Source organism: Streptomyces sp. NPDC059456, assembly GCF_042750055.1.
Taxonomy (GTDB): Bacteria; Actinomycetota; Actinomycetes; order Streptomycetales; family Streptomycetaceae; genus Streptomyces.
The window spans coordinates 1-26,905 of sequence record NZ_JBHYVA010000032.1; the positions used below are offsets into that span (position 1 = coordinate 1).

Consider the following 26,905-nt stretch of genomic DNA (forward strand, 5'->3'; position numbering starts at 1 on the left):
CCACTCCCGCGCGACGGCCGGGCGGTGATCCACACTGGCCCCAACCCGCTGAAGCTCGGTGGCGGCGATCATCGGCCCGAGCGAGGAATCCGGGCCGAGCACCAGGATCCGGGACGGGCCGAACACCGCGTACCCGAGCAGGCACAGGACCGTCGTGTACAAACCGGTGATGGCCGGCAGGCCCGCCAGTTCGGCGTACGCCATGCCCTGCGGCACCAGCAGCGTGGTCAGGACGACTCCCGCGACCAGGTCCTTGACCAGCCACGCGCGCCGGTAGGAGGCGGCCGCGCGGATCCCGGGGACCGACCGGAAGCGGGAGAGGGCCCCGTGGCCGTCGCGCCGGGTGTTCACGGACGGGCCTTCCTCAGGCGGCCTTCACCCGGCGGGCCACGAGCTTGCCCAGTTCCCACACGAGCAGCAGGGCGAGGGCGGCCAGCAGCGCGCAGCCGAACTGCCGTGCGTTGATCTCGGTCGTCCCGAGGAGGCGGCGGAACCCGTCCATCTGGGTCACCAGCACGGAGAGCACGAACTGGGCCAGGGCGACCCAGTTCATCTGCCTGCTGTCGAACGTCGACGGGGTCAGCACGGACTCCGTCTCGCTGCGGCATTCGAAGGCGGCCACGACGAGGCAGAGCGAGAAGGCCGTGAACGCGATCGACTGGCCGGTCCCGACGCCGTCCCAGTGGCTCTCGCCGAGCCGGATCAGCGTGAGCAGCAGGACGGTGATCGCCAGCCCGCCCAGTCCGACCGTGACGAGCACGGGCCGGGTGAGCACCGATTCCCCGCGCGGCCGGGGCCGGCGCCGCATGAGCCCGGCGCTCTCCCGGTCGAAGCCGAGTGCGAAGCCGAAGGAGGCGTTGACGACGAAGTGGATCCACAGCACCTGCGGCGGGGTGAACGGCTCACCGGCGGCGATGTTGAAGACCGTCGCACCCAGGAACGTCAGCACGAACGTGACCAGCAGGAGCAGCACGAACCGGATGTACTTGGTGAGGTTGTCGTAGATCGTCCGGCCCTGCTCCACCGCGTACACGATGGTGGCGAAGTTGTCGTCCGAAAGGATCATGCGTCCGGCGTTCTTCGCCACGTCCGTTCCGCTGCCCATGGCGATGCCGATGTCCGCGGCCTTGATGGCCGGCGCGTCGTTGACGCCGTCCCCGGTCATCGCCACGACCTCGCCCTTCTTCTTGAGCGTGTTCGCGAGCAGCACCTTGTGCTCCGGGGCGACCCGCCCCACCACGCCGATCCCCTCGATGCGGGCGAGCTGCTCCTCCTCGCTCATCGCGGCGAAGTCGGCGCCGAGAACGGCCTCACCGGGAATGCCGATCTGCCGGGCGATCGCCGCGCCGGTGGTGACGTCGTCCCCCGTCACCAGGCGGACCCGGATGTGCGCCGCCTGGGCGTCGGCCACCGCCGCCTTGGCCTCCTCGCGCGGCGGATCGACCATGCCGACGAGGCTGGTCACCCGCAGGTCGGTGACGTACGCGAGCAGATCGCCGTCCGGATCGAAGCCGTCCGGGTCCAGGTCACGGCCGGCCGCGGCCATCACCCGGCGCCCCTCGCCGCCCATCCGCTCGCTCGCCGCCTCGGCACGGCCCAGCAGTTCGGCGTCCCACGGGACCGTTTCACCCGCCGCGAGCGCGGTGGTCGCCCGCGCCATCACCGCCGGGGCCGCGCCCTTGACGAAGCAGCGCACCACCTGCCGCCCGGAGGCGTCGGTGGCCGAGTGGAAGGTGGCCATCAGCTTGTACTCGGGGTCGAACGGGAGGGTGGCGAGCCGGGGGAGGGCCTCGCGGGTGGCGTCGGTGTCCAGCCCGGCCTTGTGCGCGAGCACCAGCAGCGCGCCCTCGGTGGGGTCGCCCACGACCCGGCCGCCCACCAGCTTGGCGTCGCTGGCCACCACGTACGGCAGGATCGCGTCCTCGATCCCCGCGGCGGCCCCGGCGGTGTGGTGGACCTTCCCCTCGAGCCCGTAGCCCGTGCCCGACACGGTGTACCGGGCGGTGGGGCTCAGCACTTCGACGGCGGTCATCTGGTTCATCGTCAGGGTGCCGGTCTTGTCCGAGTTGATCGCCGACGTGAACGCCAGCGTCTCGACCGACGGCAGTTCCTTGACGATGGCGTTGCGCTGCGCCAGGTTCAGGCTCCCGACGGACAGGATCGCCTGGGTCACGGTCGGCAGGGCCTCCGGGATGGCCGCGATGGCCAGCGAGACCGCGCTGACGAACAGGACGTCCCAGGCCTGGTCCCGCTGGCGTCCCAGGGCGAACATCACGATCATGGTGAGGCCCGCGGCCGCCGTGATCCACAGGGTCAGCCGGTCGAGCTCCTTGGTGAGCGGCGGCACTTCCTTCTCGGTGGCCGACAGCATCCCGGAGATCTTGCCGAGTTCGGTCCGCGCACCGGTCGCGGTGACGACCATGACACCGCTGCCGTGCGTGACGGGGGTGTTCATGAACGCCGTGTTGGTCTGGTCGCCCGGCGAGAGCCCGCTGCCCGCCAGCGGGCCGGTGTCCTTCGCGGCGGGAACGCTCTCGCCGGTGAGCGCCGACTCGTCGATCTGCAGCGCGCTGGCCTCGATGAGACGTCCGTCCGCGGGCACCTGGTCCCCGGCGGAGATCAGCACGACGTCGCCGTCGACGAGCCGTTCGGCGGGGATCTCGGCCTCACGGCCGTCCCTGCGCACCCGCGCCGTCGCCTTCATCATCGACTTCAGCGCGTTCATGGCGCTCTCGGCCTTGCCCTCCTGACGCAGGCCGATGACCGCGTTCAGCAGGGTCAGCACGATCAGCAGGATCGCGGTGGTCCACTCCCGGATGGCCAGCGAGACGATCGCGGCGGCCACGAGGACGATCTGCATGTAGCTGCGGTACTGCGCCAGGAACCGGCGCCAGGCCGGGGTCCGCGCCTCCTCGGGCAGGGCGTTGGGGCCGTTCGCGGCCAGGAGTTCCGAGGCCCGGGCCTCGGACAGGCCGACGGCGGGGTCGACGCCGAACGCCGCCACGACCTCCTCGGCCGAGCGCGTGTACCAGCCGTCCCCGGCACCCCGGGGCTGCTCCGCCGTGGAATCCGACCGCACTGTCATGGTGGTGCCTCCGATCCGGGGCCGCGGACGCATCCGGGCCGGTCACGGGTCGTCCGAGGGCTGCTAGTGGTGCTTCTTGTGCCGGGCCGCGTACGGATCGGCCGGGGCCCCGGCGGGGGCTTCGCGCTCCAGGCTCCGTTTCGTGACGAGGAGGTCCTTGCGCGCCTCCGGTGCCACCTCGGGGTACTGCGGATCGATCTCCATCAGGGTGTGCGCGAGGACCGCCGCCGCGCAGATCCGCGCGAACCACTTGCGGTCCGCCGGCACGACGTACCAGGGCGCCCACCGCGTACTCGTGGCGGACAGCATCTCGGAGAAGGCGTCCTGGTAGTCGTCCCACCGGCCCCGCTCCCGTACGTCGGCGGCCGAGAACTTCCAGTTCTTCTCCGGCAGGTCGATCCGCTTGAGGAAGCGGGTCCGCTGCTCCTCCTTGGACAGGTTCAGGAAGATCTTCACGACCTTGAACCCGTTGTCCGTCAGATAGCGCTCCCAGTGGTTGATCTCCCGGTAGCGGCGGTCCCAGATGCCCGGGCCCGGTCCGTGCGGCGGGAGCTTCTGCCGGAGGAGGACCTCGGGGTGCACCCGTACCACGAGGACCTCCTCGTAGTGCGAGCGGTTGAAGATGGCGATCTCGCCGCGCGCGGGCAGCCGTTGGGCGTAACGCCACAGGTAGTCGTGGTCGAGTTCCTCGGTGGAGGGCACCTTGAAGCTGCTGACGCGCACGCCCTGGGGGTTGACGCCGCTCATCACGTGGCGGATCGTCCCGTCCTTGCCCCCGGCGTCGAGCGCCTGGAGGCAGAGCACCACGCCGTACGTGTCCTGCGCGGCCAGCCGGTCCTGGTACTCGGCGAGCAGCGACACCCCGGTCCGCAGCAGCTCGGCGCCCTGCCGCTTCTTCAGGCCGCCCTTGTACCGGGGATCGAAGTCCCGTTCCAGGTGCACCTTCGATCCCGGTCGCACCCGTAGCGGCTCGATGAAATCCGCGATGCGTTCGGCTCTCCCGTCCGCCATCACCTCACCCCTTTCGTGGTCATTCTGTGCTCGACCCGCCAAGATCGCCCTCCGGACGGGCGCCGGTGCGGGAGAAGGGTGACGACCCTAGGGGGTGAGCCGTGTGGTGGGGCCCGGGGCGGAGGCCGGCGCCGTGCCCGGGGACGGCTGCTTCGGAAGGAGCACCGCGGCGGCGAGTCCGGCGAGCCCGATCACGGCCAGCGTGATCATGGCGGCGGCGTAGGCGCCGCTGCTGAGCCCGGCGACCAGGATGGTGCCGGCCACGGCCGTGCCGAGCGAGGAACCGAGGTTCGAGACGCTGCGGGAGAGGCCGGAGATCTCGCCCTGCCGCTCCTCGGGGAAGCTCGACTGGACGACGTTGACCGAGGGGGTCAGCATCACGCCGAGGCCCAGTCCGATCAGCAGCAGGCCGGGGGTGAGGGCCCAGGGGTTCGGGGAACCGCCGGCCATCGCGATCAGCACGACGATGCCGGCGACGGTGACGACGAAGCCGGTCATGATGAGGGTCCGCTGGGGCCGCCGCGCGGCGAGCCGTTCGGCCCCGAGCGACGACACGAGCAGGCCGAGCGTGGCGGCGGTGAAGATGACGCCGGTCTGGATGGCGTCGTAGCCGCGCACGACCTGGAGGTAGGCCGCGATGGTGAACGAGGAACCCATCAGCAGCAGCCACTGGACGTTCTGCGTGACGAGGCCCAGGTTGGAGGTGCGGTCGCGGAACAGGCTGGTGGACAGCAGGGGTTCCTTCCCCGCCCGCTCCTTGGCCCGGACGGACCGGAAGAACCACAGGAGCACGAGGGCGCCCAGGACGAGCAGGCCGATCATCAGCCAGACGTTGTTGTCGGCCGCGAGGATGCCCATGACGACGAGGACGAGGCCGGTGGCCGAGAGGACGGCTCCGGTGGTGTCGAAGGGGCGCGTCGGATCGGGCGGCAGGGGGTCCTCCAGGCTCCGGCTCAGAACGATGATCACGACGATGACCAGGGCCTGGAACACGAAGGCCGCCCGCCAGCTCAGCCACGACGTGATGAGCCCGCCGATCAGCGGCCCGGCGGCGGCGCCGATGCCGCCCAGCGCCATGATGACGCCGAAGGCGCGGGCCCGTGAGGTCAGGTCCGTGAAGATGAGCGTCGTGAGGATGTAGACGGGCGGGATGAGCAGGGCCGTTCCGATGCCCTCCAGGATCGAGTTCCCGAGGATCAGTACGCCCAGCCCCGGGGCGGCGGCGCTGAGCAGGGCGCCCACGCCGTAGACGACGAGCCCCACCAGGAGGCAGCGTTTGCGGCCGTGGATGTCGGTCAGTTTGCCGCCGGGGATCATCAGCGCGGCCATCACCAGGAGGAAGATCGTGATGGCGATCTGCACTCCCTGGACGGTGGTGTCCAGGTCCTCGCTGATGTCGTTGATCATCACGTTCATGTTGGACCCGGCGAAGCTGCAGATGAACTGGGCGAGGGCCAGCGGGGCGAGGATGCGCCGCTGCGCGCCGGACGGCCGCTGCGGGGCTCGTGTCTGGTCCACCGGAACCACCTCCACACGCCCGGCACGGCGGGCACGTTCCGTTTCAGCCTGCGCCGCGCCCGGCCCCCGCGCATGCCGGGACCGCTCCCGTCACGGGACCAGGACGACCTTTCCGGCGACCGTGCCGGACTCGGCCAGGCGCATCGCCTCGGCGACGCGGGCCAGCGGGATGCGGGCGGCGACCTGGGGGGTGATCTCGCCGCGCCGGAGGGCCGTGAACACCTCGGTGAGGTCGGAGCGCAGGCGCGCCCGGAAGCGGTTCTTGGCGTAGGCGCGCCCGGCCCACACGTTGAAGAAGTACGCGCGGCGGCCGTTGGGCAGCCCGTTCCACAGCCACACCCGGCCGACGAGCTTGAGCACCGGCCACGAGCCGGAGCCCTGGTCGTCGCGGGTGGCGGCGCTGCCGTACGAGACGAGGGTGCCGCCGGGGGCCAGGAGCCGCCAGGAGTCCACGATGCCGTCGCCGCCGACGTGGTCGAACACCGCGTCCACCCCGCCGGGTGCGAGGGCCCGGACCCGTGCGGCGACGTTGCCCGAGCGGTAGTCGACGGGGGTCACCCCGAGGGCGCGCAGCGCGTCGTGGTGCCGGGTGGAGGCGGTGCCGATCACCCGGGCGCCCGCGGCGAGCGCCAGCTGGACCAGGATCGAGCCGACGCCGCCGTTGGCGCCGTGGACCAGGACGGTCTGGCCGGCCCGCACCCGGGCCTTGCGGTGGAGCATCTGCCAGGCGGTGATGCCGTTGACGACCGCGGTCTCCGCCTCCGCGGCGCCCACGCCGTCGGGGACATCCACCACGTCGGCGGCGTCGAGGGTGACGTGGCTGGCCCAGCCCCCGGTCTTCGTCAGGGCGGCCACCCGCCGGCCGAGCAGTCCGGAGTCGACGCCCTCGCCGACGGCCTGCACCGTGCCGACCAGGTCGTATCCGGGGACGAAGGGGAACTCGGGCTGGTCGTAGTACCGCCCGCGGCGCATCTGCTGTTCGGCGAAGGAGACCCCGGTCGCCTCCATCGCGACCAGCACCTGGCCGGCCGCCGGAGCGGGGACCGGTCCCCGGTGCAGCTCCAGGCCCTCCGGCTCGACCTTGCCCGGCAGCACGATCTCGATGCGCTCGACGGTGTTCATGGGGACCTCCAGGGTTCGGGGCGTGCTGCCGACGCAGATTTGTGTGAGTGCTTCTCGTGTTCGTTAGAAGCTATAACGAGAATGAACGGACAGCGCGACGATGTCAAGAGCGGTTCGTTCGATCGCGAGTAGGCATGCCGATGGTGATAGCTTCTAACTCGCGAGATGACGGGCGACGAGAGGTGGCCGAAATGGCCGGAGGTACGCAGACCCCCCGCGAGCGGTACCGGCAGCAGGTGCGCGAAGAGGTCAAGGAGAAGGCCTGGCAGCAGATCGCCGGCTCCGGCGCGTCCGCGCTGTCGCTGAACGCGATCGCCAAGCAGATGGGCATGAGCGGACCGGCGCTCTACCGGTACTTCGCCAACCGCGACGAGTTGATCACCGAGCTCATCCGGGACGCCTACCGCAGCCTGGCCGACGCCTTCGGCGCCGCCGGCGGCGGGGGAGCCGACCGGCCCGGCCCCGCGGCCCTGGCGCGGGTGCTGCGCCGCTGGGCCCTGGAGGACCCGCACCGCTACTTCCTCGTCTACGGCACCCCGGTACCCGGTTACCACGCACCGCAGGACATCACCGAGATCGCCGCGGAGATGATGGCCGTCCTCCTCGGCGCCTGCACGGCCGCCGCGCCGGAGCCCGCCTGCGGTGGTGAGCCCCGCGCCTTCGAGGAGCACCTGGCCGGACACCGCGCGTGGGCCGTGGGCCGTCCCGACGCCCCGCCGGCGGTGCTGCGGCTGGCACTGGCCTTCTGGACCAGGCTGCACGGCGCGCTGTCCCTGGAACTGGCGGGCCACTTCACCGGCATGGGCCTGGACCCCGCCCTGCTCTACGAGGCCGAGGTGTGCGCCCTGACCGATCCCCCCGGCAGCCGGACGGAGCCGCGGAAAGACTGACAACCGCCCCCGCGGGGTACAGAATGGCCCGAGCTGACGTCGGGGGGCGCTCATGGGCCGGGCCTTGCGGGTGGGGATACCCGTTCTTCTGCTGGGACTGTTCCTGTGGTGGGCCTCGTACGCCACCACGATCATCGCCTGGGAACTGCGCAAACTCTTCTCCTGGTTCGCCGCGCCGCTGCTGGCGGGCGCCCTCGTGGCACTGCTGTGGCTGGCCGTGCGGCTGATGCGCAAGGGCAGGGGTTCCACGGGCGGGGGCACCGCGGCGGTGGTCCTCGGATGGGTGGGCGGCGTCCTCGGGCTGGGCCTCGCGGTCTGGTGGCTGGTGTACGGGGCGTACCTCCAGGACCGCGCCTACATGCAGGACGTACGGATCGTGAGCGAGCCGGTGCCCGAGCTGGCGGCCCGGGCGCCCTACCTGGTGGGGAAGGCGCAGGCCGCCCCACACCTCGGCGACGTCACCGGAGAGATCTCCGACATCACGTACCTGCCCGACTCGAACCGCTTCGCGACCCTCGTCGAACGGCGCGGCTGGCTGGCCGGCTACGAGGTCGGCCTCGTGCAGGACATCCCGCTCGGCGGCAACGGCCGCAACCGGCAGCGCTGTTCGTTCGACGTGGACACGGCCGACGCCCGGATCGGCGGCTGGTTCACCCACAACCTCGGCCGGAAGATCTCGGCGCAGAAGCGCTGGGTGCGCTTCGACGCCGACGACGCCTACGTGACCTGCTCGGGCGACACCCCGATCGTGGTCGTCCCGCTCAAACGCCAGACCGGGATCCTCGTCGTCACCGAACGGCCCGCCGGGCTCGCGCTGTACGACGGCCGGACCGGGAAGGTCACCATCACCTCCGACGCGACCGCGGCGCCCGGCCCCACCTATCCGCTCAGCCTCGCGGCCCGCCAGCGCGAGGGCACCGCCGCGGTCGGCAGCTTCAGCGACTGGTGGTTCGAGCGCAGCGGCTGGGACGCGTCCGAGGACGGGGCCAACGCGGGCAACGATTCGGAGTTCACCCTCCAGTACCGCGACGGCAGCGGCCGCAGCGCGTACGTCACCCCGCTCACCCCGCAGGGCGAGGCCAGTTCGGTCGTGGCCGTCTCGACGGTGCCGACCCGCCACCAGGGCGGCCGGCTCGCCCCGATGACCGTCCACCGGCTCGATCCGACGTGGTCGTCACCGAAGGCGCTCGTCGAGCTGATCAAGGCCGAGTACCGGGACGTCTGCTGCTACAACGACGACCGGGTGTTCGAGGTCGTGCCGACCGGCGGCAGCACCTGGACCGCCACGATCGGCAGCGAGCAGAACATCCGGTACCGGGTGGAGGGCAGGGGCCAGGTCGCCGGCCGCGAGGCCACCTGTCTGAAGACCGCCGACGGGGCGCTCGTCACGTGCGCGTACGCGGCCCCCGGATCGCCGGAGGAACAGGAACTCCGGCGCCGGGAGCAGGAGAAACAGAAACAGAAGGACCCGGGCGGACAGGGCCCCGCCCCCGGCGACCTCAGCGCGTACACCCCCGAGCAGCTCGCCGACCTCCAAAAACGCGTGTCCGACGAGGTCGTCCGCCGCCTGAAGGGCGGCTAGACACCTCCTCGGACCCGGCCGGGCCCGGGGAGGGCGTGTCCCGCCCCGGGACCGGCCGGCTCAGGCGGCCGATGCCGCGAGGGAGGGCTGCTCGGCGTTCGTGAGGAGTTCGATCAGCGAGGTACGGGCGCGCGCCACGCGGGAGCGGACCGTACCGATCGGGCAGCCCAGCGCGGACGCCGCCTCCGCGTAGGGCAGCCCCAGGACCTGGGTCAGCACGAACACGTCACGGCGTTCGGCGGGTATCGCCCCGAGGAGTTCCGCGAGGGCGATTCCGTCCTCGAAGCCCGGCAGGCCGCGGGGCTGCGTCCGTTCGGCGGCGCTCTGCCAGTCGTCGCGGTCCGAGATCCGGGGGCGGGCCGCCTTGTGGCGCAGGCTGTCGATGACGGTGCGGCGGGCGATCGAGAGCAGCCAGGTACGGGCGGAGGAGCGGCCCTCGAAGCGGTGCAGGCTGCCCAGGGCGCGCAGGAAGGTCTCCTGGGTCAGATCGTCCGCGGACTGCGGATCGGCGCTGAGGTGGGCCACGTAGCGCCGGACGTCGCGGTGCAGTGCCCGCACGAAGCGGTCCACCGCGTCGGGGTCGCCGTCGCGGGCGGCGAGCGCCAGCAGGGTCGCCGGCTCGTCCGGGCCGCCGGTGTGACGCGGCGGCGCCGTCGGTGCGGCGGTCGGACGGGGAAGCAGGGCAGGGGTCATCGCCTGATGTCCTTCCGGGAATCCGGGGTCCGGGATCCGGCGCCGCGCACGCACTGCGAGGCGAGGCGCGCCGGTGAGCGGTACGGCCCGCCGGACGGCGGGGCCGATGACCGAGGCGTGCGGCCGCCGTGGCGTCGCGCGCGTCGGTGAGCCGGCTGTCAGCTGACAGCGGTCCCGGGCGGTGGCCCCCGCGAGGTTAGGGAACGGACGAGCAGCAGCCCGCGCAGGGTCCGCACCCGGCGGTCCGGGCGCACCCGCAGGCGCGGCCGGCCGACGGGCGCGGGCAGCCGCAGCGCCATCCGCAGCGGTACGAGGAGCAGCCCGGCCAGGGCCCGCAGGACCCGGAAGGCGCCCCGCTCCCCGTACGCGAGCCAGAGCCCGCAGAGCAGGGCGGCGAGCAGGTGCCCGGCCAGCATCCCGGCCGGTGACACCGGCAGCGGGCCCATCCCGTGCCCCGCGGACACCGGCAGGGGCGCGGACCCCTGCACGGGCACGGGCACCGGCGCCCGCATGGCCATGGCCATGCCGCTGCCGGTCATCGCCCGCATCGCATGGTGCGCGTGGCCGTCCGCCGGGTGCACGGCCGGGGCGCACAGCAGGTACCCGGCCCACCGCCGGGCGAGGGAGGCGCCCGCCGCGTCCGGCGCGGCCGCCTGGGCCAGCGCGAACCCGGCGTGCAGGGCGGCCTGGACGGCGACCGTCGCGGACGTGACGGCCAGGAGCCCGCGCTCGCGGCCGGCGAGCGACCAGCCGAGCACACCGGTGGCGGCCGAGGCCGCCACCATCGTCCGCGCGGGGACGGCCGTCCCCGTCATCAGGACGTGGGCGAGGGCGGCGAGCAGCACGCAGGTGGCCGCGAACATCGCGGCCCGTGCAGCGCGACAGCATCGTCCCCGGGTCATGGCGGGCTCATCGTCGCACCCCTCCCGAGGCGGTCACAGGGGCTCGCCCGGAATTGGCATCACCGGACAAAACCCCATGTGCCACACATCACAACAGGCCCTGGGAACCCGGACGTCGGCCGCCGCGACCACTGCCGTGGACCGAAATGACAGGCGGGGGAACGGAGTCGGCAGTGACGCGACGGACGACCGGGGCGAACGCCGCCGGGGCAGGAGCTGACGGCCCGCCGGCGGCGCTGCCCTCCGCCGCCCCGGCCTTCCCCACGCTCCCGCCGATCCCGCTCGGGGCGCCCGTGGAGGCGGCGGCGTGAGCCCGGGCGACTGGGCCGGGCGGGCGCTGGCCGACGTCCTCGACCGCGCCGCCCGTACCCGTGCCGAGACCGCCGACCGGTTCCCGCTGTACGCCGATCCGGACACCGGCCACTGGACCACCACCGGCCGCGGCGCCTGGACCGGCGGCTTCTGGGCCGGGCTGCTGTGGCTGCGGGCCCGGCACACCGGGGACGCGCAGGACAGGGCGGCCGCCGCCGCGTGCACCGCGCGACTGGCCGCCTGGGCCCGGGCCGACACCGCCACGCGCGGGCTGATCCTCTGGTACGGCACGGCGCTCGCCGGCGACGACCCCGGGGCGCGGGAACTGCGGGCCGCCGGCGCACGGTCGGTGCTGGCCGCGGTGGACACCGAACTCGGGCTGGTGCCCTGGGGAGCGGCCTTCGGCGGGCCCCGGCTGCTGGCCCGGGTGGACGGCGTACCCGGCACGGTGGCCCTGCTCGCCGCCGCGGGCCCGGACGGGGAACGGGCCGCCGCGTCCCACCTCCACCGCCACCTCGACCTGTGCCTCGGCGCGGGCGGACGCACCGTACCGGCCTGGGAGTTCGACCCGGAGGCGGGCTGGCGGCCGTGCCCGGAGCCCGCGGCCGGCTGGAGCCGGGGGAGCGCCTGGCTGCTGCTGGCGGTGGCCGACGCCCTGCACCGCCCCGAGGTGGCCGGGACCGCCCCGGACCGGCTGCGAGCGGCGGCGGAGTCACTGGCCGACGTGTGGACGCGCCCCTGCACCCCCCTCGTCCCGCCCGCGGACGAGGAACGGCCCACCGGCCCGCTGGACACCTCCGCGGCCGCCATCGCGGCCGTCGCGCTGCTGAAACTCGCCCGTCTGCCGGGCTGCCGGGCCGCGCAGTACGCGTACCGGGCCGCCGCCATCCTGGAACGCCTGGTCGGCGAACACCTGACCCGGGGCATGCTCCTGGACGGCTGCTACGACGCGGAACGGGGCGTCGCCGTCCGGCACGAACTGGTGTGGGGCGACTTCTTCCTGGCCCTCGGCCTGGCCGCGCTGACCGGGTCGGCCGACATCCGGAAGGTCTGACCGGCGCCGGGGCGGGCCCTCAACCCGGCTCCTGCGGCAGGTGGCCGGAGCCCGGCACGGCCGGCTTCCCCTCCGCTGCGCACCACTTCCCCCGACGCGCCGGGAACCCGCGGGAGCGTCCGTCCGACTGTCTTCCCGGGGAACCGGACGGGCGCACACCCGGGTTCCCGCGTCGCGCACATCCGGGGCGCCGGTCACCGCCGCCGCGCCAGGAGAAGAGGAGAGGCATGGCGTCACCAGCCGTCACCCGCACGGTCCGGCCGCTCGAAGGACTGCACCTCGCCGTCTCGGGACCGCCCGGGCCGTCCGGCCCGGCCGTGGAGCACCTGGAGCTCCTCGGCGCGGACACGAGAACGGACACGAGGACGGACGCGAGAACGGACGCGAGCGACCCGGGAGCGGGCCCGGGCACAGGAGGCGGGCGCGTCGGGTCCGGCGACGGCCGTGCGGCGCGCATCGCCCTGTCCGGCGCCGGGTTCGACCCGCAGGAGGCGTCCGTGCGCTGGTCGGCCCATCCGTCCGGCGGCATGGGCGACGAGGCCACCGTCCAGGCGGCCACCGGCATCATGGCCGTGCACGGACGGCGCGACGGCGCCCCCCGCGGGCTCGCCGTCGACTACGCCGCCACCGCCACGGGCGTCCTCGCCGTCGCGGGACTGCTCGCCGGGCTGCTGGGCCAGGCCCGGGGCGGCCCGGCCGGCCGGGTGACCACGAGCGCCGACCGGGCCGGACTGCTGGCGGTGTCCCAGTACCTCGCCGCAGCCGGCGCCGACGAGGGCGAGGCTGCCGAACTCGCCCCCGGAGGACCGCCGTTCACCTCGTGCGACGGCGTCGTCTTCGAACTGGAGACCCTGGACCCGGGTTGCTGGGCCGCGTTCTGGCGGACCCTGCAGGCCCCCTTCGACGCCGTCCGGACCGGGTGGCGGCCGTTCCAGTTCCGCTACGCCACGGCATGCGCCCCCTTCCCCCCGGCCCTGCACACCACGGCGCGCACGCACACCTGGCGGCGGATCGAGGCCGCCGCCGCGGCCTCCGGAGCAGAGGTCTGCCGGCTGCGGACCCTCGACGAGCGCGCCGCCGAACAGGACGGCGCCCCGCCCTGGTCCCTCGCCCCGTACGGATCCGGCCCCCGGGCCAGGACCGGGCCCGCCACCGCGCCCACCGCGGCCCGGCCGCTGGCCGGGCTGACCGTGCTCGAAGCAGGCCGCCGGATCCAGGCCCCGCTCGCCGCCCACCTGCTGGGGCTGCTCGGCGCCGACGTCGTACGGAGCGAGCCGCCGGGCGGCGACCCGCTGCGCGGCATGCCGCCCGCCTGTTCGGGGATCTCCGCCCGCTGGCTCGCACTGAACCGCGGCAAGCAGGCCGCCGAGGTGGACATCAAGTCCGCCGCCGGCCGGCGGCGCCTGCGCGAGATGGCCGCCGGGGCCGACGTCTTCCTGCACAACTGGGCCCCCGGCAAGGCGGCCGCGCTCGGACTCGACTCGGCGCACCTGGCCGCCGTGAACCCCGCGCTCGTCTACGCGTACACCGGCGGCTGGGCGGGCCGCGTCCCCGGCGCCCCGATGGGCACGGACTTCATGGTCCAGGCCCGTACGGGCGTCGGCGAAGCCGCCCGCCCGCAGGACGAGGCCCCCGCGCCTTCCCTGATGACCCTGCTCGACGTACTGGGCGGACTCATGGGCGCCGAGGCCGTACTGGCCGGGCTGCTCCTGCGGGAACGCACCGGGTCCGGAGTCCGCGCCGACTCCTCGCTGCTCGGCGCCGCCGACGCCCTCACCGCACCCGCCCTGCGCCGGGTACTGCGCGGGCAGGAGCCGCGCCGGCCCGCCGGATTCCGCCGGCCGCTGCGCACCGCCGACGGGTGGATCGCCCCCACCGACACCTGTGCGCCCGCGGCCGCCGCGTACGACCTGCGCGCCCTGCCCACCGGAGCGGCCCTGGCCCAGCTGCGCGACCACGGCCTGTCCGCCACCGCGGTCACCACCGATCCGGCCGACCTGCACCACGACCCGCGCTTCCCCCGCTCGATCAGCCGCGACGCGCACGGTGCCCCCGCCGTTCCCGACCCCTGGAGCTTCGCATGACCGTCGCCCTGCACGACCTGCTGCCCGCCGGGCTCCGCCGCACCTGGGCGGCCGACGGGACCTGCCCCGACCTCGACCTCTACAGCCTGTTCCGCGCCCGGCAGATCGCCGACCCGCACGCCACGGCCGTCATCGACGCCAAGGGCGCGCTCTGCCACACCGCCCTGGACCGCAAGGTGCGCTGTCTGGCCACCGGCCTCGCGGGCCTCGGCATCCGGCCCGGCGACGTGGTCGGCGTCCAGCTCCCGGGCAGCCGGAACGCGGTCATCGCCGAGCTGGCCCTGGCCGCCCTCGGAGCGGTGGCGCTGCCCTTCCCGGTCGGCCGGGGGAGCCTGGAGGCGGAGAACCTGCTGCGCAGGGCCGAGGCGGTCGCGGTCATCGCCGCCGTCGAACACCGCGGCCACCACCATGCCGCCGAACTCCGGGCCCTGGCGGATTCCCTGCCGGCCCTGCGCCACGTCATCGCCGCCGGGCGGGCCGGCACCGCCCCTGAAGGAACGATTCTTCTGGCCGAGTTGCTGCGGTCCGACCCGACCGCCTTCGTTCCGGCCCGCCCCGACCCCGACGGCGCCGCCCGCATCCTGGTGTCCTCCGGCTCCGAGGCGGAGCCGAAGATGGTCGCGTACTCCCACAACGCGCTGGCCGGCGGCCGGGGCAACTTCCTCGCCTCCCTCATGCCCGACGCGACCCCGCCGCGCTGTCTGTTCCTCGTCCCGCTCGGGTCGGCGTTCGGGTCCAGCGGCACCGCCGTCACCCTCGCCCGGCACGGCGGAACCCTGGTCCTGCTCGACCACTTCACCCCCGAGGCCGCCCTCGCCGCCGTGCGCGAGCACCGGCCCACGCACGTCCTGGGCGTCCCCACGATGGTCCGCATGATGCTGGACCGGCTCGAACACCCCGGCTCCGGCGGGGGAGGACTGCCCGCCCCGACCGCCCTGGTCCTCGGCGGATCGGCCCTCGACGAGACCACGGCCGAGGACGCCGCCCGCGCCTTCGGCTGCCCGGTCGTCAACCTCTACGGCTCGGCGGACGGCGTCAACTGCCACACCGGGCTGCGCCGCGGGGCCCCGGCCGGCGACGGGCCGGGCATCGTCGCCGGCCGCCCCGACCCCCGGGTCGCGGACATCCGCATCGCCGACCCGGACACGCACGCAAAGCTCCCCGACGGCGAGATCGGCGAGATCATCGCCCGCGGCCCCATGACCCCCATGTGCTACGTCGCCTCCCCGGAGCTGGTCGCGCGCTACCGCACCCCCGGGGGCTGGGTCCGCACCGGGGACCTCGGCCTGATCGACGGGGACGGCGTCCTGCACCTCGTCGGCCGGCTCAAGGACATCGTCATCCGCGGCGGGGCCAACATCAGCCCCGCCGAGGTCGAGCGGGAAGTGGCCGCCCACCCCCGGGTCCGGGACGTGGTGTGCGTCGGCGTCCCGGACCGGCTGATGGGCGAGCGGCTCGCGGCCTGCGTCGTACCGCGCGGCCCCGGGGCCCCCACGCTCGCCTCGCTGGCCGAACACCTCACCCGCCGGGGCCTCGAACCGCGCAAACACCCCGAGCGGCTGCTGGTCCTGGCGGAGCTCCCGCTCACCCCGGCCGGCAAACCCGACCGCGCCGCCCTGCGCGAACGGCTCGCGCGGACGGCCGCCGCGCCCCCGCTCGCCCACGCGGGCTGACGAAGCCACGCCACGACGACGCCACGACACCACGACACCACGACACCACGACACCGACGACACCACGGAACGACGACGGGACCACCGGATGAACCGCAGGAACCTGCTCCGCGCCTCGACCGCGATCGGCGCCGCCGCCACCGTGGCCGGCGCCGCCACGGCGCCGGCGGCCTCGGCGCCACCGCCGGCCGCCGCGCAACCGGCCGGACCGCTGCGCGTACAGGTCGTCATGTACGACGGGGTGGAGGAGCTCGACTTCGCCGCCCCCTACGAGGTCTTCTGCGCCGCCCGCTTCTTCACGGACCGCGCCGTCGACGTCCGCTACGTCACCACCGCCGGCCCGGGCACCGTGCACGCCGCGTACGGGACCCGGGTCCGGGTCGAACACGCCTGGGCTCCGCACTCGGCGGACATCGTCCTCGTGCCGGGCGGCGGATACGCGCGCCGCGACGGCCCCGGGGTGTGGGCCGAGATCCGCAGCGGCGTGCTCCCGCGGAACCTGGCCGCCGCGGTCCGCCCCGGCCTCACCCTCGCTGCCGTCTGTACGGGGACCATGCTGCTGTCCGCCGCCGGACTGACCGCGCACCGCCCCTGCACCACCCACCACAAGGCCCGCCCCGACCTCGAACAGCAGGGCGGCCTGCTGAAGAACGCCCGGGTCGTCGACGACGGGGACCTGGTCACCGCGGGCGGCATCACCTCCGGCCTCGACCTCGCCCTGTGGCTCGTACGCCGGGAACTCGGTGCGGACGCGGCGACGAACGTGGAGTCCATGCTGGAGTACGAGGCGCGCGGCACGGTGTGGACGCCGCCCGCGGCCCGGCTGCCGTAGGCGCCCCCCGGTTCCGGGCCGGTCAGGGGGCGTCGGGTCCGCTCCGCTCCGGTCCGGGGGAGGTGGCCGGGGCCGGAGCCGGGTCGTCGCCGCCCAGGTCGAGCCGGAACGGCGGGTACTCGTCCGTCATCAGCGCGGCGTACGCGGCGACCCGCAGCACCCACCGGTTCAGCCCCACCACCAGGTCGAACAGATCGCGCGGGTACTTCTCGCTGAAGGCGAGCGTCACCGCCGCGATGACGGCGAGCAGTGTGATCAGACCGCCGCCGACGCACCAGCCGTGATGCATGCCGCCGGTGAAGAAGCCGATGACCAGGTACTGCGGGATCGCCAGCAGCCACCACTTCACCAGCACCAGCGGCCGGGACAGGCGTTCGGGGTAGGCGATCTCCAGGCGCGCCGGGTAGCCGGGCTCCGGGCCGAGGCTGAAGGGCGGGTACCGGTCGGTCGCGAGGGCGCCGTACGCGTAGTACGAGACCCGCCACGACCAGCGGAGCACACCGACGTTGAAGTCGAACAGGCCGCGCGGATAGCGCTCGGTGAACAGGATCGCGAAGAAGGCGATCACGCTGACCACGACGAAGGCGATCCACAGGAAGACCAGCACGATGTAGTGCGGGATCGCCAGGATCCACTTGACCAGCCAGAGCCACCGCGACAACGGAGCGTCGAGGTCGGCGTTCACCCTGACCGAGCGGTGGGGGGAAGCGTTCACGGCCATGTTGCGTCACCGTCCCGTGCCCGCGTCCGGCGCCGTGAGCGACCGGATCGTGCGCCCCTCCATCATCCGCGCCGCGGGCACCGTGCTCCACTCGGACCCCTCCTCGCCGTGTCCCGATGTGACAGACAACCGTCATTGCGGACGTTCCGCCGCACGGCCAGGATGGACGCATGTCCACGCCCCACCGCGTCGTGATCGCGGTCTTCCCCGATGTCGACCTGCTCGACGTCACCGGTCCCGCCGAGGTCCTCGCCCTCGCGGGCCGGGAGGCCGGGCGCCCGCTGTACGACGTGCGCCTGGCGGGTCCGGACGGCGGCCAGGTCACCACCTCGGCCGGCGTCCGGCTGGTCACCGACCTCTCGTTCGCCGAGGTCGGCACCGCCGTGGACACCCTCGTGGTGCCCGGCGCCGTCGAGCCGGGCGAGCAGGGCCCGGTCGCCCGCGTCGACGACGAGGTGGTGCGGTGGATCGCCGCCACCGCCCCGCACGCCGCGCGGGTGGCGTCGGTGTGCGTCGGCGCGCACCTGCTGGCCGCGGCCGGTCTGCTGGACGGGCGCCGCGCCACCACCCACTGGTCCACCGCCGCCCAGCTGGCGGCCGAACACCCGCGGGTCGAGGTGGACCCGGACCCGATCTTCGTGCGCTCGGGCCGGGTGTGGACCGGGGCAGGGATCAGCGCCTGCATGGACCTGACCCTGGCCCTGGTGGCCGAGGACCACGGAGAGGACCTGGCCCTCGCGGTCGCCCGGCAGCTCGTCATGTACCTCAAGCGGCAGGGCGGCCAGAGCCAGTTCAGCGTCCCGCTCAGCCACCCGGCCGCCTCCCGCAGGGACATCGACGCCCTGCGGGCCCACATCACCGACCACCTCGGCGCGGACCTGTCCGCCGCCGCGCTCGCCGCCCGGATGTGCATGAGCGAGCGGCACCTCGCCCGCACCTTCCGCAAGGAACTGGGCACCAGCCCGGCGGCGTACGTGGAAGCGGTACGGGTGGAGGCCGCCCGACGGCTGCTGGAGACCACCGACGAGCCCCTGGAACAGGTCGCCGCGGCGGCCGGCCTGGGCTCGGTGGAGACCCTGCACCGGGCCTTCCGCAAGCAGATCGCGACGACCCCGGCCGCCTACCGGCGCCGGTTCCGCACCGCGCACTGACCCTTTCCCCTCGCCCCTCGCGCACCACCCACCACCCACCGCCCGGCGCACTCGCGCCGGGGCACGGCTTCGCCGTGCCCGTTTACCGACCCGAAGGACGGTCCACCATGTCCGCATCCACCGCATCCACCGCATCCACCGCATCCACCGTGCCCGCCGTGCCCGCGTCGGCGTCCGTCACGCTGCGCGAGATCCTCGGTCTCCCCGGCGGGCTGCCCCGCCTGGCCGAGTCCGCCCTCGTCATGATCGACTTCCAGAACACCTACCGGTCGGGGGCGCTGGCCCTGGACGGCGCCGAGCAGGCCCTCGCGGCGGGCGCCCGCCTGCTGGCGGCGGCCCGGGCCGCCGGCACCCCGGTCGTCCACGTCGTCAACGACGGCGGCGAGGGGACCCCGTACGACATCCGGGCCGAGATCGGCTCCATCAGCGCGGAGGTCGCGCCCCGCGACGGGGAACCGGTCGTGGTCAAGCAGGCCCCCAACGCCTTCCACGCCACCGAACTGGAGAAGACCCTGCGGGAGCTGGGCGCCGGCCCCGACCTGGTGATCGCCGGATTCATGACCCACATGTGCGTCACGTTCACGGCCCAGGGCGCCTTCCACCTCGGCTACCGCCCCTGCGTCGTCGCCGAGGCCACCGCGACGCGCGCGCTGACCGCGCCCGACGGCACGCCGGTGTCCGCCGCCGCCCTCCGGACGGCGAGCCTCACCACGATCGGCGACCTCTTCGGCACGGTCGCCCCGACGGTCGCGGCCCTCCTGGGGTGAGGACCGCCCCCCCCGGGGTCAGTGGACGACGCTGAAGCTGCGCCAGGGGAGGGCGACCGGGGCCGTCACGTCCGACAGCGTCGTGGCGACGTAGATGCCGTCCGCGTCGCCGACCTTCCGGCAGTCCAGCGTCGGGTACAGGATGATGTCGACGAGCGTGTTGTTCTCGACGTGCGTCGCGCCCTTCGGCAGGGCGATCTTGTGACAGCCCACCACCGGCGTGTTGGAGTAGCTCAGGAAGACCGGCGAGTCGCTGCCGCGGAACGTCAGCATGCCGACGGTGCTCCGGCCCAGGCCCGAGCAGGCGGTGGCCGTCAGCAGCAGTGCTGCGGCCGCGGTGATGACGCCGATACGCCGACTGTGGGACATGGCGCGGTCCTCGTCTGTGCGGTGGTCGATGGCCTTGCGCACAGCCTGCCCCGGCGGGGCGCGGGCGGCATCCGGTGCGCGGCCGGGCGGATGAACGCGACGGCGGGGGGAAGGGAGTCCGCCATGACCGACCTTCGCATCGGCGTCCTCGGATTCGGGCTGCGCGGCAGCCTCGCGCGCACGGCGCACCGGCCGGGCCGCGGCGCCACCGTCACCACCGTCGCGGATCCCGATCCGCGGGCCCGGGCGGCCGCCGCCGCGGCCTTCCCGGGCGCGCACGTCACCGCCGATCCCCGGGCCGTGACCGAGGGCCCCGGCGTCGACGCCGTCCTCGTCCTGACCCCCGACCACACCCATGCCGACCTGGCCTGCCAAACGCTCGTCGCCGGCAGGCCCGTCTTCGTCGAGAAACCCCTCGACATCTGCGTGGAGCGCTGCGACGAGGTCCTGCGCACCGCCCGCGCGACGGGCACCCGGCTGTACGTCGGGCACAACATGCGGCACATGCCCGTGGTCCGCATGATGCGCGCGCTGATCGCGGCCGGGGCGATCGGCCGGGTCAAGACCGTGTGGGTGCGGCACTTCGTGGGCCACGGCGGCGACTGGTACTTCAAGGACTGGCACGCCGAACGCCGCCACACCACGGGCCTGCTGCTCCAGAAGGCCGCCCACGACATCGACGTACTGCACTGGCTGGCCGGCGCCTACACCGACGACGTCCAGGCGATGGGCGACCTCATGGTCTACGGGGACAACCCGCACCGCCGGGTCCCCGGCGAACCCGAGGGCGACGACCGGTCCGCCGGGGGCCGGGAGGAGGGCCGCTGGCCCCCGCACACCCAGCGCGGCCTCAACCCGGTCATCGACGTGGAAGACGTCTCGCTGCTCAACCTGCGCCTGGCCAACGGGGTGCTCGCCGCCTACCAGCAGTGCCACTTCACCCCCGACTACTGGCGCAACTACACGGTCATCGGGGACGCCGGACGCCTGGAGAACTTCGGCGACGGCCCGGGCGCCGAGGTCCGCGTCTGGAACAGCCGGCGCTCCGGCTACCGGGCCGTGCCCGACGCCACCCACACCGTCCCGGACGCGGAGGACGGCGGCGGGCACGGCGGCGCCGACCCGCTGCTGATCGACGAGTTCCTGCGCTTCGCCCGCCACGGGGGAGCGACGGACACCTCGCCGGTCGCCGCCCGGATGGCGGTCGCGGTGGGCTGCCTGGCGACGGAATCCCTGCGCGCCGGGGGCACCCCCCGACGGGTGCCGCCGCTCGACCCGGCCCTGGTGGCGTACTTCGACGGGGGCCAGAGCCCCGCGGCACACCACTGACCGGCCCCCGGCCGGGGTGTTCGTGCCCAAGAGTTCCCCAAAGGCGGGCCTGTCTGCGCATCCCCGGCCCGGCGGGACCTACGGTGCCCGCATGAGCGTCCTTGCCGAGCTTCACCGGGTCGACGGGACCCATGGACGGCGCGCGCTGGTGCGGGGCGCCCTGACCGGGGCCGTGGCCCTGGGCGCCGGTCTGGCGGCCGGGGGCGGCTCCACCGGGGCCGGCTCCCGGACCGGCCCGTACGGTCCGCGGCCCGGCACCCCCGAGGAGGCGCTGCGGGAGCTGGCCGCCGGGAACGCCCGCTGGCGCACCCTCCACGAGCGGCATCCCGACGCCACCCGGACCGTACGGCAGGCCCTGGTCGGGGGACAGCACCCGTTCGCCGTCATCCTGGGCTGCGTCGACTCCCGCGTACCGCCGGAGCTCGTCTTCGACCAGGGGCTCGGCGATCTGATGACCGTACGGTCGGCCGGCGAGGTACTGGACGACGCCGTGCTCGGGAGCATCGCGTTCGGTGTCGTGGAGCTGGGCATCCCGCTGGTGGTCGTCCTCGGGCACCAGTCCTGCGGGGCCGTGACCGCCGCAGTCCGCGCCGCCGACGGGCTGGACCAGCTGCCGGGACACCTGCGCTACCTGGCGCAGCAGATCCGGCCGGCCGTCGACCGTACGCTGCGCAGGGACGCGCGCGTCGATGCGGCGGTCACCCAGAACGTACGGCTCGTCCGCTCCCGGCTGGCGGCCGAGCCCGATCTCGCCGCCCGCGTCGCCGCCGGGAAGCTGGCCGTGATCGGAGCCCGGTACGAACTCACCAGCCAGCGCGTGCGCCGGATCCGCTGAGCGGACCTCCAGGTCCACATCTGCGGCTCACTTGTTTGATTTGCCAGGCATCTGCCAAGTCATGTACGCGAAGGGCCTTGCAGATGCACTATGGGGGAGCCGCCGACCGGGCGGCAATGCTCCGACTCCTTCTCACGAGGCGAGGTAAGGACCCATGGAAGGACGCGGCCTGGACGGCAGCGCCGGTGACGTCGACCCCGCGGCCATCGGCTCCGGCCACGCGGACTTCCGGCGTCCCGACCCCCGCATCGCCCGGCTCATCGCCGACGCGCTCGGCGGAGCCCGCACCGTGGTCAACATCGGCGCCGGCGCCGGGTCGTACGAGCCCGCCGCCGCGGCGGTGACCCCCGTGGAGCCGTCCCGCTCGATGCGGTCCCGGCGCTCGGCGGCCCTCCCGCGGGCCGTGGACGCCGTCGCGGAGGACCTGCCGTTCGCGGACGGGCAGTTCGACGGGGCGATGACCCTGTTCAGCGTGCACCAGTGGAGCGACGCCGAGGCGGGCCTGCGCGAGATGCGGCGCGTGACCCGTGGCCCGGCGGTCGTGCTGACCTGCGACCCCGAACGCGTCCGCGGATTTTGGCTGTACGACTACGCGCCCGAGGTCCTCGACACCGAGGCCCGCCGCTACCCGCCGCTCGAGAAGATGGCCGCGGCCCTCGGCGGCAGCGGGACCGTGCAGACCGTACCGATCCCGCTGGACTGCACCGACGGGTTCAACGAGGCCTACTACGGGCGCCCCGAGATGCTGCTGGACCCCGCCGCCCGGCAGGCCTGCTCCGCCTGGAGCTTCGTCGACGACGGCGTGCGCGAGCGGTTCACCACCCGGCTGCGCGCCGACCTCGACTCCGGCGCGTGGGACGAGCGTTTCGGCCACCTGCGCAGCCGGCCCTTCTACGAGGGGTCGCTCGTCATCGTGCGCGCGGTCCCGGAGGACGAGGCGGTCCCGGACCAGGACCTCGCCTGAGCGCGGTCAGGTCTCCTCCGGGTCGGGCAGGGGCTGCTCGGACCAGATGACCTTCCCCTCGGGGGTGTACCGGGCTCCCCAGCGGCGGCTGAGCTGGGCCACCAGGAAGAGGCCGCGGCCCCCCTCGTCGGTGGTCTTGGCGTAGTGCAGCCGCGGCGAGCTGCTGCTGCCGTCGAAGACCTCGCAGGTCAGCACCCGGTCGTGCAGGAGCCGTACCCTGACCGGCTCGGCGCCGTGCCGGATGGCGTTGGTGATGAGCTCGCTGAGCACCAGCTCGGTCCCGAAGGCGAGCTCCCCCAGGCCCCACTCCTCCAGCTTCTCCACGGCCACGGCGCGCATGGCCCCGACCGCGCTCGGCTCGAACGGGACGTCCCATTCGGCGATGCGCTCCGGGGGCAGGGCCGAGGTCCGGGCGACCAGCAGGGCCACGTCGTCGCGCGCACGCACCGGCAGCAGCTGCTCCAGGACCGCCCGGCAGGTCTCCTCGGGCCTGCGGTCCGCGTGCGCCAGGGCCGCGCGGAGCCGCGAGAGGCCCTCGTCGATGTCCCGGGCCCGGTCCTCGATCAGACCGTCGGTGTACAGCACCAGCTGGGTGCCCTCGCTCAGGTCCAGCTCCGCCGACTCGAAGGGGAACCCGCCGAGCCCGAGCGGCGCGCCCGCGGGCAGCTCCGGGATCTCCACGGTGCCGTCCGGGCGGACCACCGCCGGCGGCATGTGGCCGGCCCGTGCCACCGTGCAGCGCTGGGTCACCGCGTCGTACACGGCGTACAGGCAGGTGGCTCCGATCAGGCCGCCTTCGGCTCCGTCGCCGTCCACGCTCTGGTCGATGTACTGGACGAGGTCGTCGAGGCGGGCGAGGAGCTCGTCGGGCGGCAGGTCCAGGGAGGAGAAGTTCAGGACGGCCGTGCGCAGCCGGCCCATGGCCGCGGCGGCGTGCAGGCCGTGCCCGACGACGTCGCCGACGACGAGGGCGACGCGGGCGCCCGGCAGCGGGATCACGTCGAACCAGTCGCCGCCCACCCCCGACTGCGCGGGCAGGTAGTAGTGCGCGACCTCCACGGCGCTCTGCTCGGGCAGGTCGCGCGGCAGCAGGCTGCGCTGGAGGGTCACCGCCAGGGCGTGCTCGCGGGTGTAGCGGCGCGCGTTGTCGATGCTGACCCCGGCGCGGGCGACGAGCTCCTCGGCCAGCGACAGGTCCTCCTCGTCGAAGGGTTCCTTCTCGGAGCGCCAGAAGTTGACCACGCCCAGGACGACTCCGCGGGCCTTCAGGGGCGCCGTGATCAGGGAGTGGACGCCGAAGTCGATGATGGCCCGGGCGCGGGGCGGGTCCTGGGCGTGCCAGCCCGGCGCCTCGTTCAGATCGGTCACGAGCTCGGCGCGGCCGCTGTCCAGCCCCCGGGCCTGGGGCGTGGAGGGCAGGAAGTCGATCAGCCGGCCGCGCGGGTAGAGCGGTACGTCGTCCCGGATGCCGCACACCCCGGTCCGCCGCAGGTCGATCTTGACGGTCGTGGGCTCGTCGCCGAGCAGGACGGGTTCCGCCAGGTCGACGGTGACGTAGTCCGCGAAGCGGGGTACGGCGACGTCCGCGAGCTCCTGGGCCGTCTGCTTCACGTCCAGGGTGGTGCCGACGCCGACGCCCGCGTCGTACAGCAGCCTGAGCCGTTTGCGGGCCGCCTCGGCCCGGGTGCTGAGCACCTGCATCTCGGTGGAGTCGCGGATGGTGACGGCCGTGCCCTCGGGCCTGCCGCGGGGGCGGGTCGGCCGCTGGTTGACGACCAGCAGCCGGTCCCCGGCCTCGTGCACCTCGTCGGTGGCCACCCGGCCGGACAGCAGCAGGTCGGCCATCTGCCGGTCGAGCCCCGACAGCTCCCGGATGTGCTGGCCCTCGGCGTCGGGCGGCAGCCTGAGCAGACGTTTCGCCTCGTCGTTGGCGAGGAGCAGCCGGCCACCGCCGTCGGTGATCAGCACGCCCTCGCGCACGGAGTGCAGCACCGCGTCGTGGTGCTCGTACATGCGGGTCATCTCGAGGGGGCCGAGCCCGCGGGTCTGGCGGCGCAGCCGCCGGCTGATCAGTGCGGCGCCGGCGGTGGCCAGCGCGAGGCCGGCCGCGCTGGTGCCGAGGATGAGGGGCAGCTGGCGCTGGAAGACGCCCGTGACGTTCTTGACGGTGAGGCCGGCCGACACGAGGCCCACGACCGGGCCGCCGTCCTTGTACGGGTCGGCGAAGATGGGCACGACGGCCTGGATCTCCTGGCCCAGGGGCCCCTTCACGCTCTCGGTGTAGACCTGGCCGGCCAGGGAGGGCGCGATGGTGCCCACGAACCGCTTGCCGATGCGGTCGGGCAGCGGATGGGTGTAGCGGATCCCCTGGTCGTTCATCACGACGATGAAGTCCACTCCGGCGTCCTTGCGCGTCACCTCGGTGAGCGGCTGGAGGATCTTGGAGGGGTCGGGAGCGAGGAGCGCCTGGCGCAGCCCGAGCGAATGGGCGAAGGTCTGCGCGACCGCCACCGAGCGGGTCCGGGCCTCGCGGTCCACGTCGTGCCGGGACTGGAGCACGAGGGCCAGTACCGCACCGGCGGCGAGCAGCACCACGATCGCCACCTGAAGGACGAAAACCTGTCGGGCGACGCTGCGCGGGCGCTTTTGGCTCAGTGACCGCACCGACGTCCCCGGCACGGGTTGCAAGGATGGGCCACGAGACCATTTGTAGCACTGTCGGTGGTCCGCGGCCGGGAGAGCCGCCACCGCCGCCCGGGCGCGCCGTCAGTCGCCGCGGTTCTCCCGCCGGGTCCGCAGGACGTCCTCGACGTCGAATTCGGTGAGGTGGAGGGGCGGTCCCGGCGGCGGCCTGCGCAGGGCCGCGCGGATCTTCTCGTTGATCGCGGTGAGGATCTCGCGCGCCTGGCGCTCCGATCGGGCCCCGCGCACCGCCTCCAGGGCGTCCTCGGCCTCCTTGCGCAGGGCGAGCGCCGGCGGGAGGGCGGCGAAGCCCTCGCGGTGCATCTTGTCCTTGATCCACCACATTTCGTCGTACGGGGCGTCGATCGAGGCGAGGGGCTTGCCGTAGCCCGGCAGCTTCTCGAATTCGCCGCGCTCGGCGGCCTCCCTGATCTGCCGGTCCACCCAGGACTCGACGCTGACGCCCGGTGGCTTGCGCTCGGTCACGGTCCCTCCTCGACGTCTCTGCGGATCAGCGTAGCGCCGGGGTGACCGCCGGCCGGGGAACTATCTTGACGTCAAGATTATTCTCCGGCAGGCTACACGAGGTATCTCGACATCGAGATACTTTACGGGGGAAGCGGAGGAACGGACATGAGCCGGCGGAGCGGTGCGGGGAAGCGGACGGGCGGACGGGACGGAGCCGGACTGCTGGCACAGCTGCGGCGGCCACCCGGCGGCCGGGACGCCCGCATCATGCTGTTCGCCCAGCTGCTGGACCGCACCGGGACGGGCGTGTGGGGCGCGTCCTGCGTCCTGTTCTTCACCTTCGTGACCGGTCTCGACGGCCCACAGCTGGGCCTGCTGCTGGGCGCGGCCGGAGTGGCGGGCATCGCCGGCTCACCGCTGGCGGGCCACCTGGCCCACCGCTTCCCCGTACGCACGCTGCTGATCGGCTGTCACTTGCTGCGCCTGGGCACGATCGGCGCGCTGCTCGTGGTCACCCGCTTCGAGCTGCTGCTGCTCGTCGTCGCCGTCACCTCGCTCGGCGACCGGGCGGCCAAGATGCTGGAGATGCTCTTCGCCACGCGGACGGCGGGCGAGCAGCGCGGCACGTACCAGGCGCTGTCGCGCAGCGCGGCGAACGCCGGCTACGCGCTGGGCGCGGGACTCGCCGCCCTCGGCCTCGCCGTCGGCACCCGCGGGGCGTACCAGGTCCTGATCCTGGGCGACGCGCTGTCGTTCCTCGCAGCCGCGGCGCTGGTGTGGCGCACCCGGGAGCGGAGCGGCGACCGCCCCGGTGCGGCGCCGCCGGCCGCCCCCGGGGGGGCCGGCGCGGGCGCGGGGGCC

General features: G+C 74.1%; 23 protein-coding genes. 12 read left to right on the forward strand and 11 right to left on the reverse strand.

Features of this window, described 5'->3' with window-relative positions; all coding sequences use genetic code 11:
• The 5 genes from ACFXA3_RS05250 to ACFXA3_RS05270 all read right to left on the reverse strand — a co-directional run.
• On the reverse strand, positions 1-351 hold a 351-nt coding region (locus ACFXA3_RS05250), incomplete at its 3' end, for a SulP family inorganic anion transporter (protein ID WP_385182190.1).
• A 13-nt stretch (positions 352-364) separates the two neighbouring features.
• Entirely contained in the window at positions 365-3,085 is a 2,721-nt protein-coding gene (locus ACFXA3_RS05255) for a cation-translocating P-type ATPase (RefSeq protein ID WP_385182191.1), read from the reverse strand.
• 63 nt (positions 3,086-3,148) lie between these two features.
• Positions 3,149-4,096, reverse strand: a complete 948-nt coding sequence (locus ACFXA3_RS05260; protein ID WP_385182194.1) for a polyphosphate kinase 2 family protein — start codon at positions 4,094-4,096, stop codon at positions 3,149-3,151.
• Positions 4,097-4,183: 87 nt separating this feature from the next.
• On the reverse strand, positions 4,184-5,614 hold the full coding sequence (locus ACFXA3_RS05265; RefSeq protein ID WP_385182197.1) for an MFS transporter: 1,431 nt from the start codon (positions 5,612-5,614) through the stop codon (positions 4,184-4,186).
• Between the two features lie 90 nt (positions 5,615-5,704).
• A complete protein-coding gene (locus ACFXA3_RS05270) occupies positions 5,705-6,736 on the reverse strand; it encodes a medium chain dehydrogenase/reductase family protein (RefSeq protein WP_385182199.1) in 1,032 nt (343 codons plus the stop codon).
• Between the two features lie 191 nt (positions 6,737-6,927).
• On the opposite strand from ACFXA3_RS05270, the gene ACFXA3_RS05275 reads away from it, so the two are divergent.
• Entirely contained in the window at positions 6,928-7,626 is a 699-nt protein-coding gene (locus ACFXA3_RS05275; protein WP_385182201.1) for a TetR/AcrR family transcriptional regulator, read from the forward strand.
• Positions 7,627-7,678: 52 nt separating this feature from the next.
• Positions 7,679-9,208, forward strand: a complete 1,530-nt coding sequence (locus tag ACFXA3_RS05280) for a hypothetical protein (protein ID WP_385182204.1) — start codon at positions 7,679-7,681, stop codon at positions 9,206-9,208.
• Between the two features lie 60 nt (positions 9,209-9,268).
• Here the strand turns inward: ACFXA3_RS05280 and ACFXA3_RS05285 are convergent, their stop codons facing one another.
• Positions 9,269-9,901 (reverse strand): sigma-70 family RNA polymerase sigma factor, encoded by a 633-nt coding sequence (locus tag ACFXA3_RS05285; RefSeq protein ID WP_385182207.1) that lies wholly within the window; start codon positions 9,899-9,901, stop codon positions 9,269-9,271.
• 158 nt (positions 9,902-10,059) lie between these two features.
• Positions 10,060-10,764 (reverse strand): hypothetical protein, encoded by a 705-nt coding sequence (locus ACFXA3_RS05290; RefSeq protein WP_385182209.1) that lies wholly within the window; start codon positions 10,762-10,764, stop codon positions 10,060-10,062.
• A gap of 346 nt (positions 10,765-11,110) precedes the next feature.
• Between ACFXA3_RS05290 and ACFXA3_RS05295 the strand changes: the two genes are divergently transcribed.
• The 4 genes from ACFXA3_RS05295 to ACFXA3_RS05310 all read left to right on the forward strand — a co-directional run bounded on the left by ACFXA3_RS05295 (position 11,111) and on the right by ACFXA3_RS05310 (position 16,758).
• Positions 11,111-12,169, forward strand: a complete 1,059-nt coding sequence (locus tag ACFXA3_RS05295) for a sugar ABC transporter permease (RefSeq protein WP_385182212.1) — start codon at positions 11,111-11,113, stop codon at positions 12,167-12,169.
• A gap of 227 nt (positions 12,170-12,396) precedes the next feature.
• The gene (locus ACFXA3_RS05300) at positions 12,397-14,253 is read left to right on the forward strand and encodes a CoA transferase (protein ID WP_385182214.1); all 1,857 of its coding nucleotides are present in this window, start codon (positions 12,397-12,399) and stop codon (positions 14,251-14,253) included.
• Positions 14,250-15,926: a class I adenylate-forming enzyme family protein gene (locus tag ACFXA3_RS05305; protein ID WP_385182217.1), complete on the forward strand. Its 1,677-nt coding sequence runs from the start codon at positions 14,250-14,252 to the stop codon at positions 15,924-15,926. The genes ACFXA3_RS05300 and ACFXA3_RS05305 overlap by 4 nt, the downstream gene beginning before the upstream one ends.
• A gap of 88 nt (positions 15,927-16,014) precedes the next feature.
• Positions 16,015-16,758 (forward strand): DJ-1/PfpI family protein, encoded by a 744-nt coding sequence (locus ACFXA3_RS05310; protein WP_385182218.1) that lies wholly within the window; start codon positions 16,015-16,017, stop codon positions 16,756-16,758.
• A 22-nt stretch (positions 16,759-16,780) separates the two neighbouring features.
• On the opposite strand, the gene ACFXA3_RS05315 is transcribed toward ACFXA3_RS05310, so the two are convergent.
• Positions 16,781-17,479, reverse strand: a complete 699-nt coding sequence (locus ACFXA3_RS05315; RefSeq protein ID WP_385182220.1) for a DUF4389 domain-containing protein — start codon at positions 17,477-17,479, stop codon at positions 16,781-16,783.
• Positions 17,480-17,649: 170 nt separating this feature from the next.
• Between ACFXA3_RS05315 and ACFXA3_RS05320 the strand changes: the two genes are divergently transcribed.
• Both ACFXA3_RS05320 and ACFXA3_RS05325 read left to right on the forward strand, forming a co-directional pair.
• Positions 17,650-18,630, forward strand: coding sequence for a GlxA family transcriptional regulator (locus ACFXA3_RS05320; protein WP_385182222.1), 981 nt, complete (start codon positions 17,650-17,652; stop codon positions 18,628-18,630).
• Between the two features lie 107 nt (positions 18,631-18,737).
• Positions 18,738-19,397 (forward strand): isochorismatase family protein, encoded by a 660-nt coding sequence (locus ACFXA3_RS05325; RefSeq protein ID WP_385182224.1) that lies wholly within the window; start codon positions 18,738-18,740, stop codon positions 19,395-19,397.
• Between the two features lie 18 nt (positions 19,398-19,415).
• Here the strand turns inward: ACFXA3_RS05325 and ACFXA3_RS05330 are convergent, their stop codons facing one another.
• Positions 19,416-19,766, reverse strand: coding sequence for a hypothetical protein (locus ACFXA3_RS05330; protein WP_385182227.1), 351 nt, complete (start codon positions 19,764-19,766; stop codon positions 19,416-19,418).
• A gap of 123 nt (positions 19,767-19,889) precedes the next feature.
• On the opposite strand from ACFXA3_RS05330, the gene ACFXA3_RS05335 reads away from it, so the two are divergent.
• The 3 genes from ACFXA3_RS05335 to ACFXA3_RS05345 all read left to right on the forward strand — a co-directional run bounded on the left by ACFXA3_RS05335 (position 19,890) and on the right by ACFXA3_RS05345 (position 22,894).
• Positions 19,890-21,095 (forward strand): Gfo/Idh/MocA family protein, encoded by a 1,206-nt coding sequence (locus ACFXA3_RS05335; RefSeq protein ID WP_385182229.1) that lies wholly within the window; start codon positions 19,890-19,892, stop codon positions 21,093-21,095.
• Positions 21,096-21,186: 91 nt separating this feature from the next.
• Positions 21,187-21,930 carry a carbonic anhydrase gene (locus ACFXA3_RS05340; protein WP_385182232.1) on the forward strand — a complete coding sequence of 248 codons (744 nt, stop codon included), beginning with the start codon at positions 21,187-21,189 and terminating at the stop codon, positions 21,928-21,930.
• Positions 21,931-22,084: 154 nt separating this feature from the next.
• Positions 22,085-22,894 carry a class I SAM-dependent methyltransferase gene (locus tag ACFXA3_RS05345; RefSeq protein WP_385182235.1) on the forward strand — a complete coding sequence of 270 codons (810 nt, stop codon included), beginning with the start codon at positions 22,085-22,087 and terminating at the stop codon, positions 22,892-22,894.
• A 6-nt stretch (positions 22,895-22,900) separates the two neighbouring features.
• On the opposite strand, the gene ACFXA3_RS05350 is transcribed toward ACFXA3_RS05345, so the two are convergent.
• Both ACFXA3_RS05350 and ACFXA3_RS05355 read right to left on the reverse strand, forming a co-directional pair.
• A complete protein-coding gene (locus ACFXA3_RS05350) occupies positions 22,901-25,549 on the reverse strand; it encodes a SpoIIE family protein phosphatase (RefSeq protein WP_385182240.1) in 2,649 nt (882 codons plus the stop codon).
• 111 nt (positions 25,550-25,660) lie between these two features.
• Positions 25,661-26,062: a DUF1992 domain-containing protein gene (locus tag ACFXA3_RS05355; protein WP_385182237.1), complete on the reverse strand. Its 402-nt coding sequence runs from the start codon at positions 26,060-26,062 to the stop codon at positions 25,661-25,663.
• A gap of 147 nt (positions 26,063-26,209) precedes the next feature.
• Here ACFXA3_RS05355 and ACFXA3_RS05360 point away from each other — a divergent pair.
• On the forward strand, positions 26,210-26,905 hold a 696-nt coding region (locus tag ACFXA3_RS05360), incomplete at its 3' end, for an MFS transporter (RefSeq protein ID WP_385182238.1).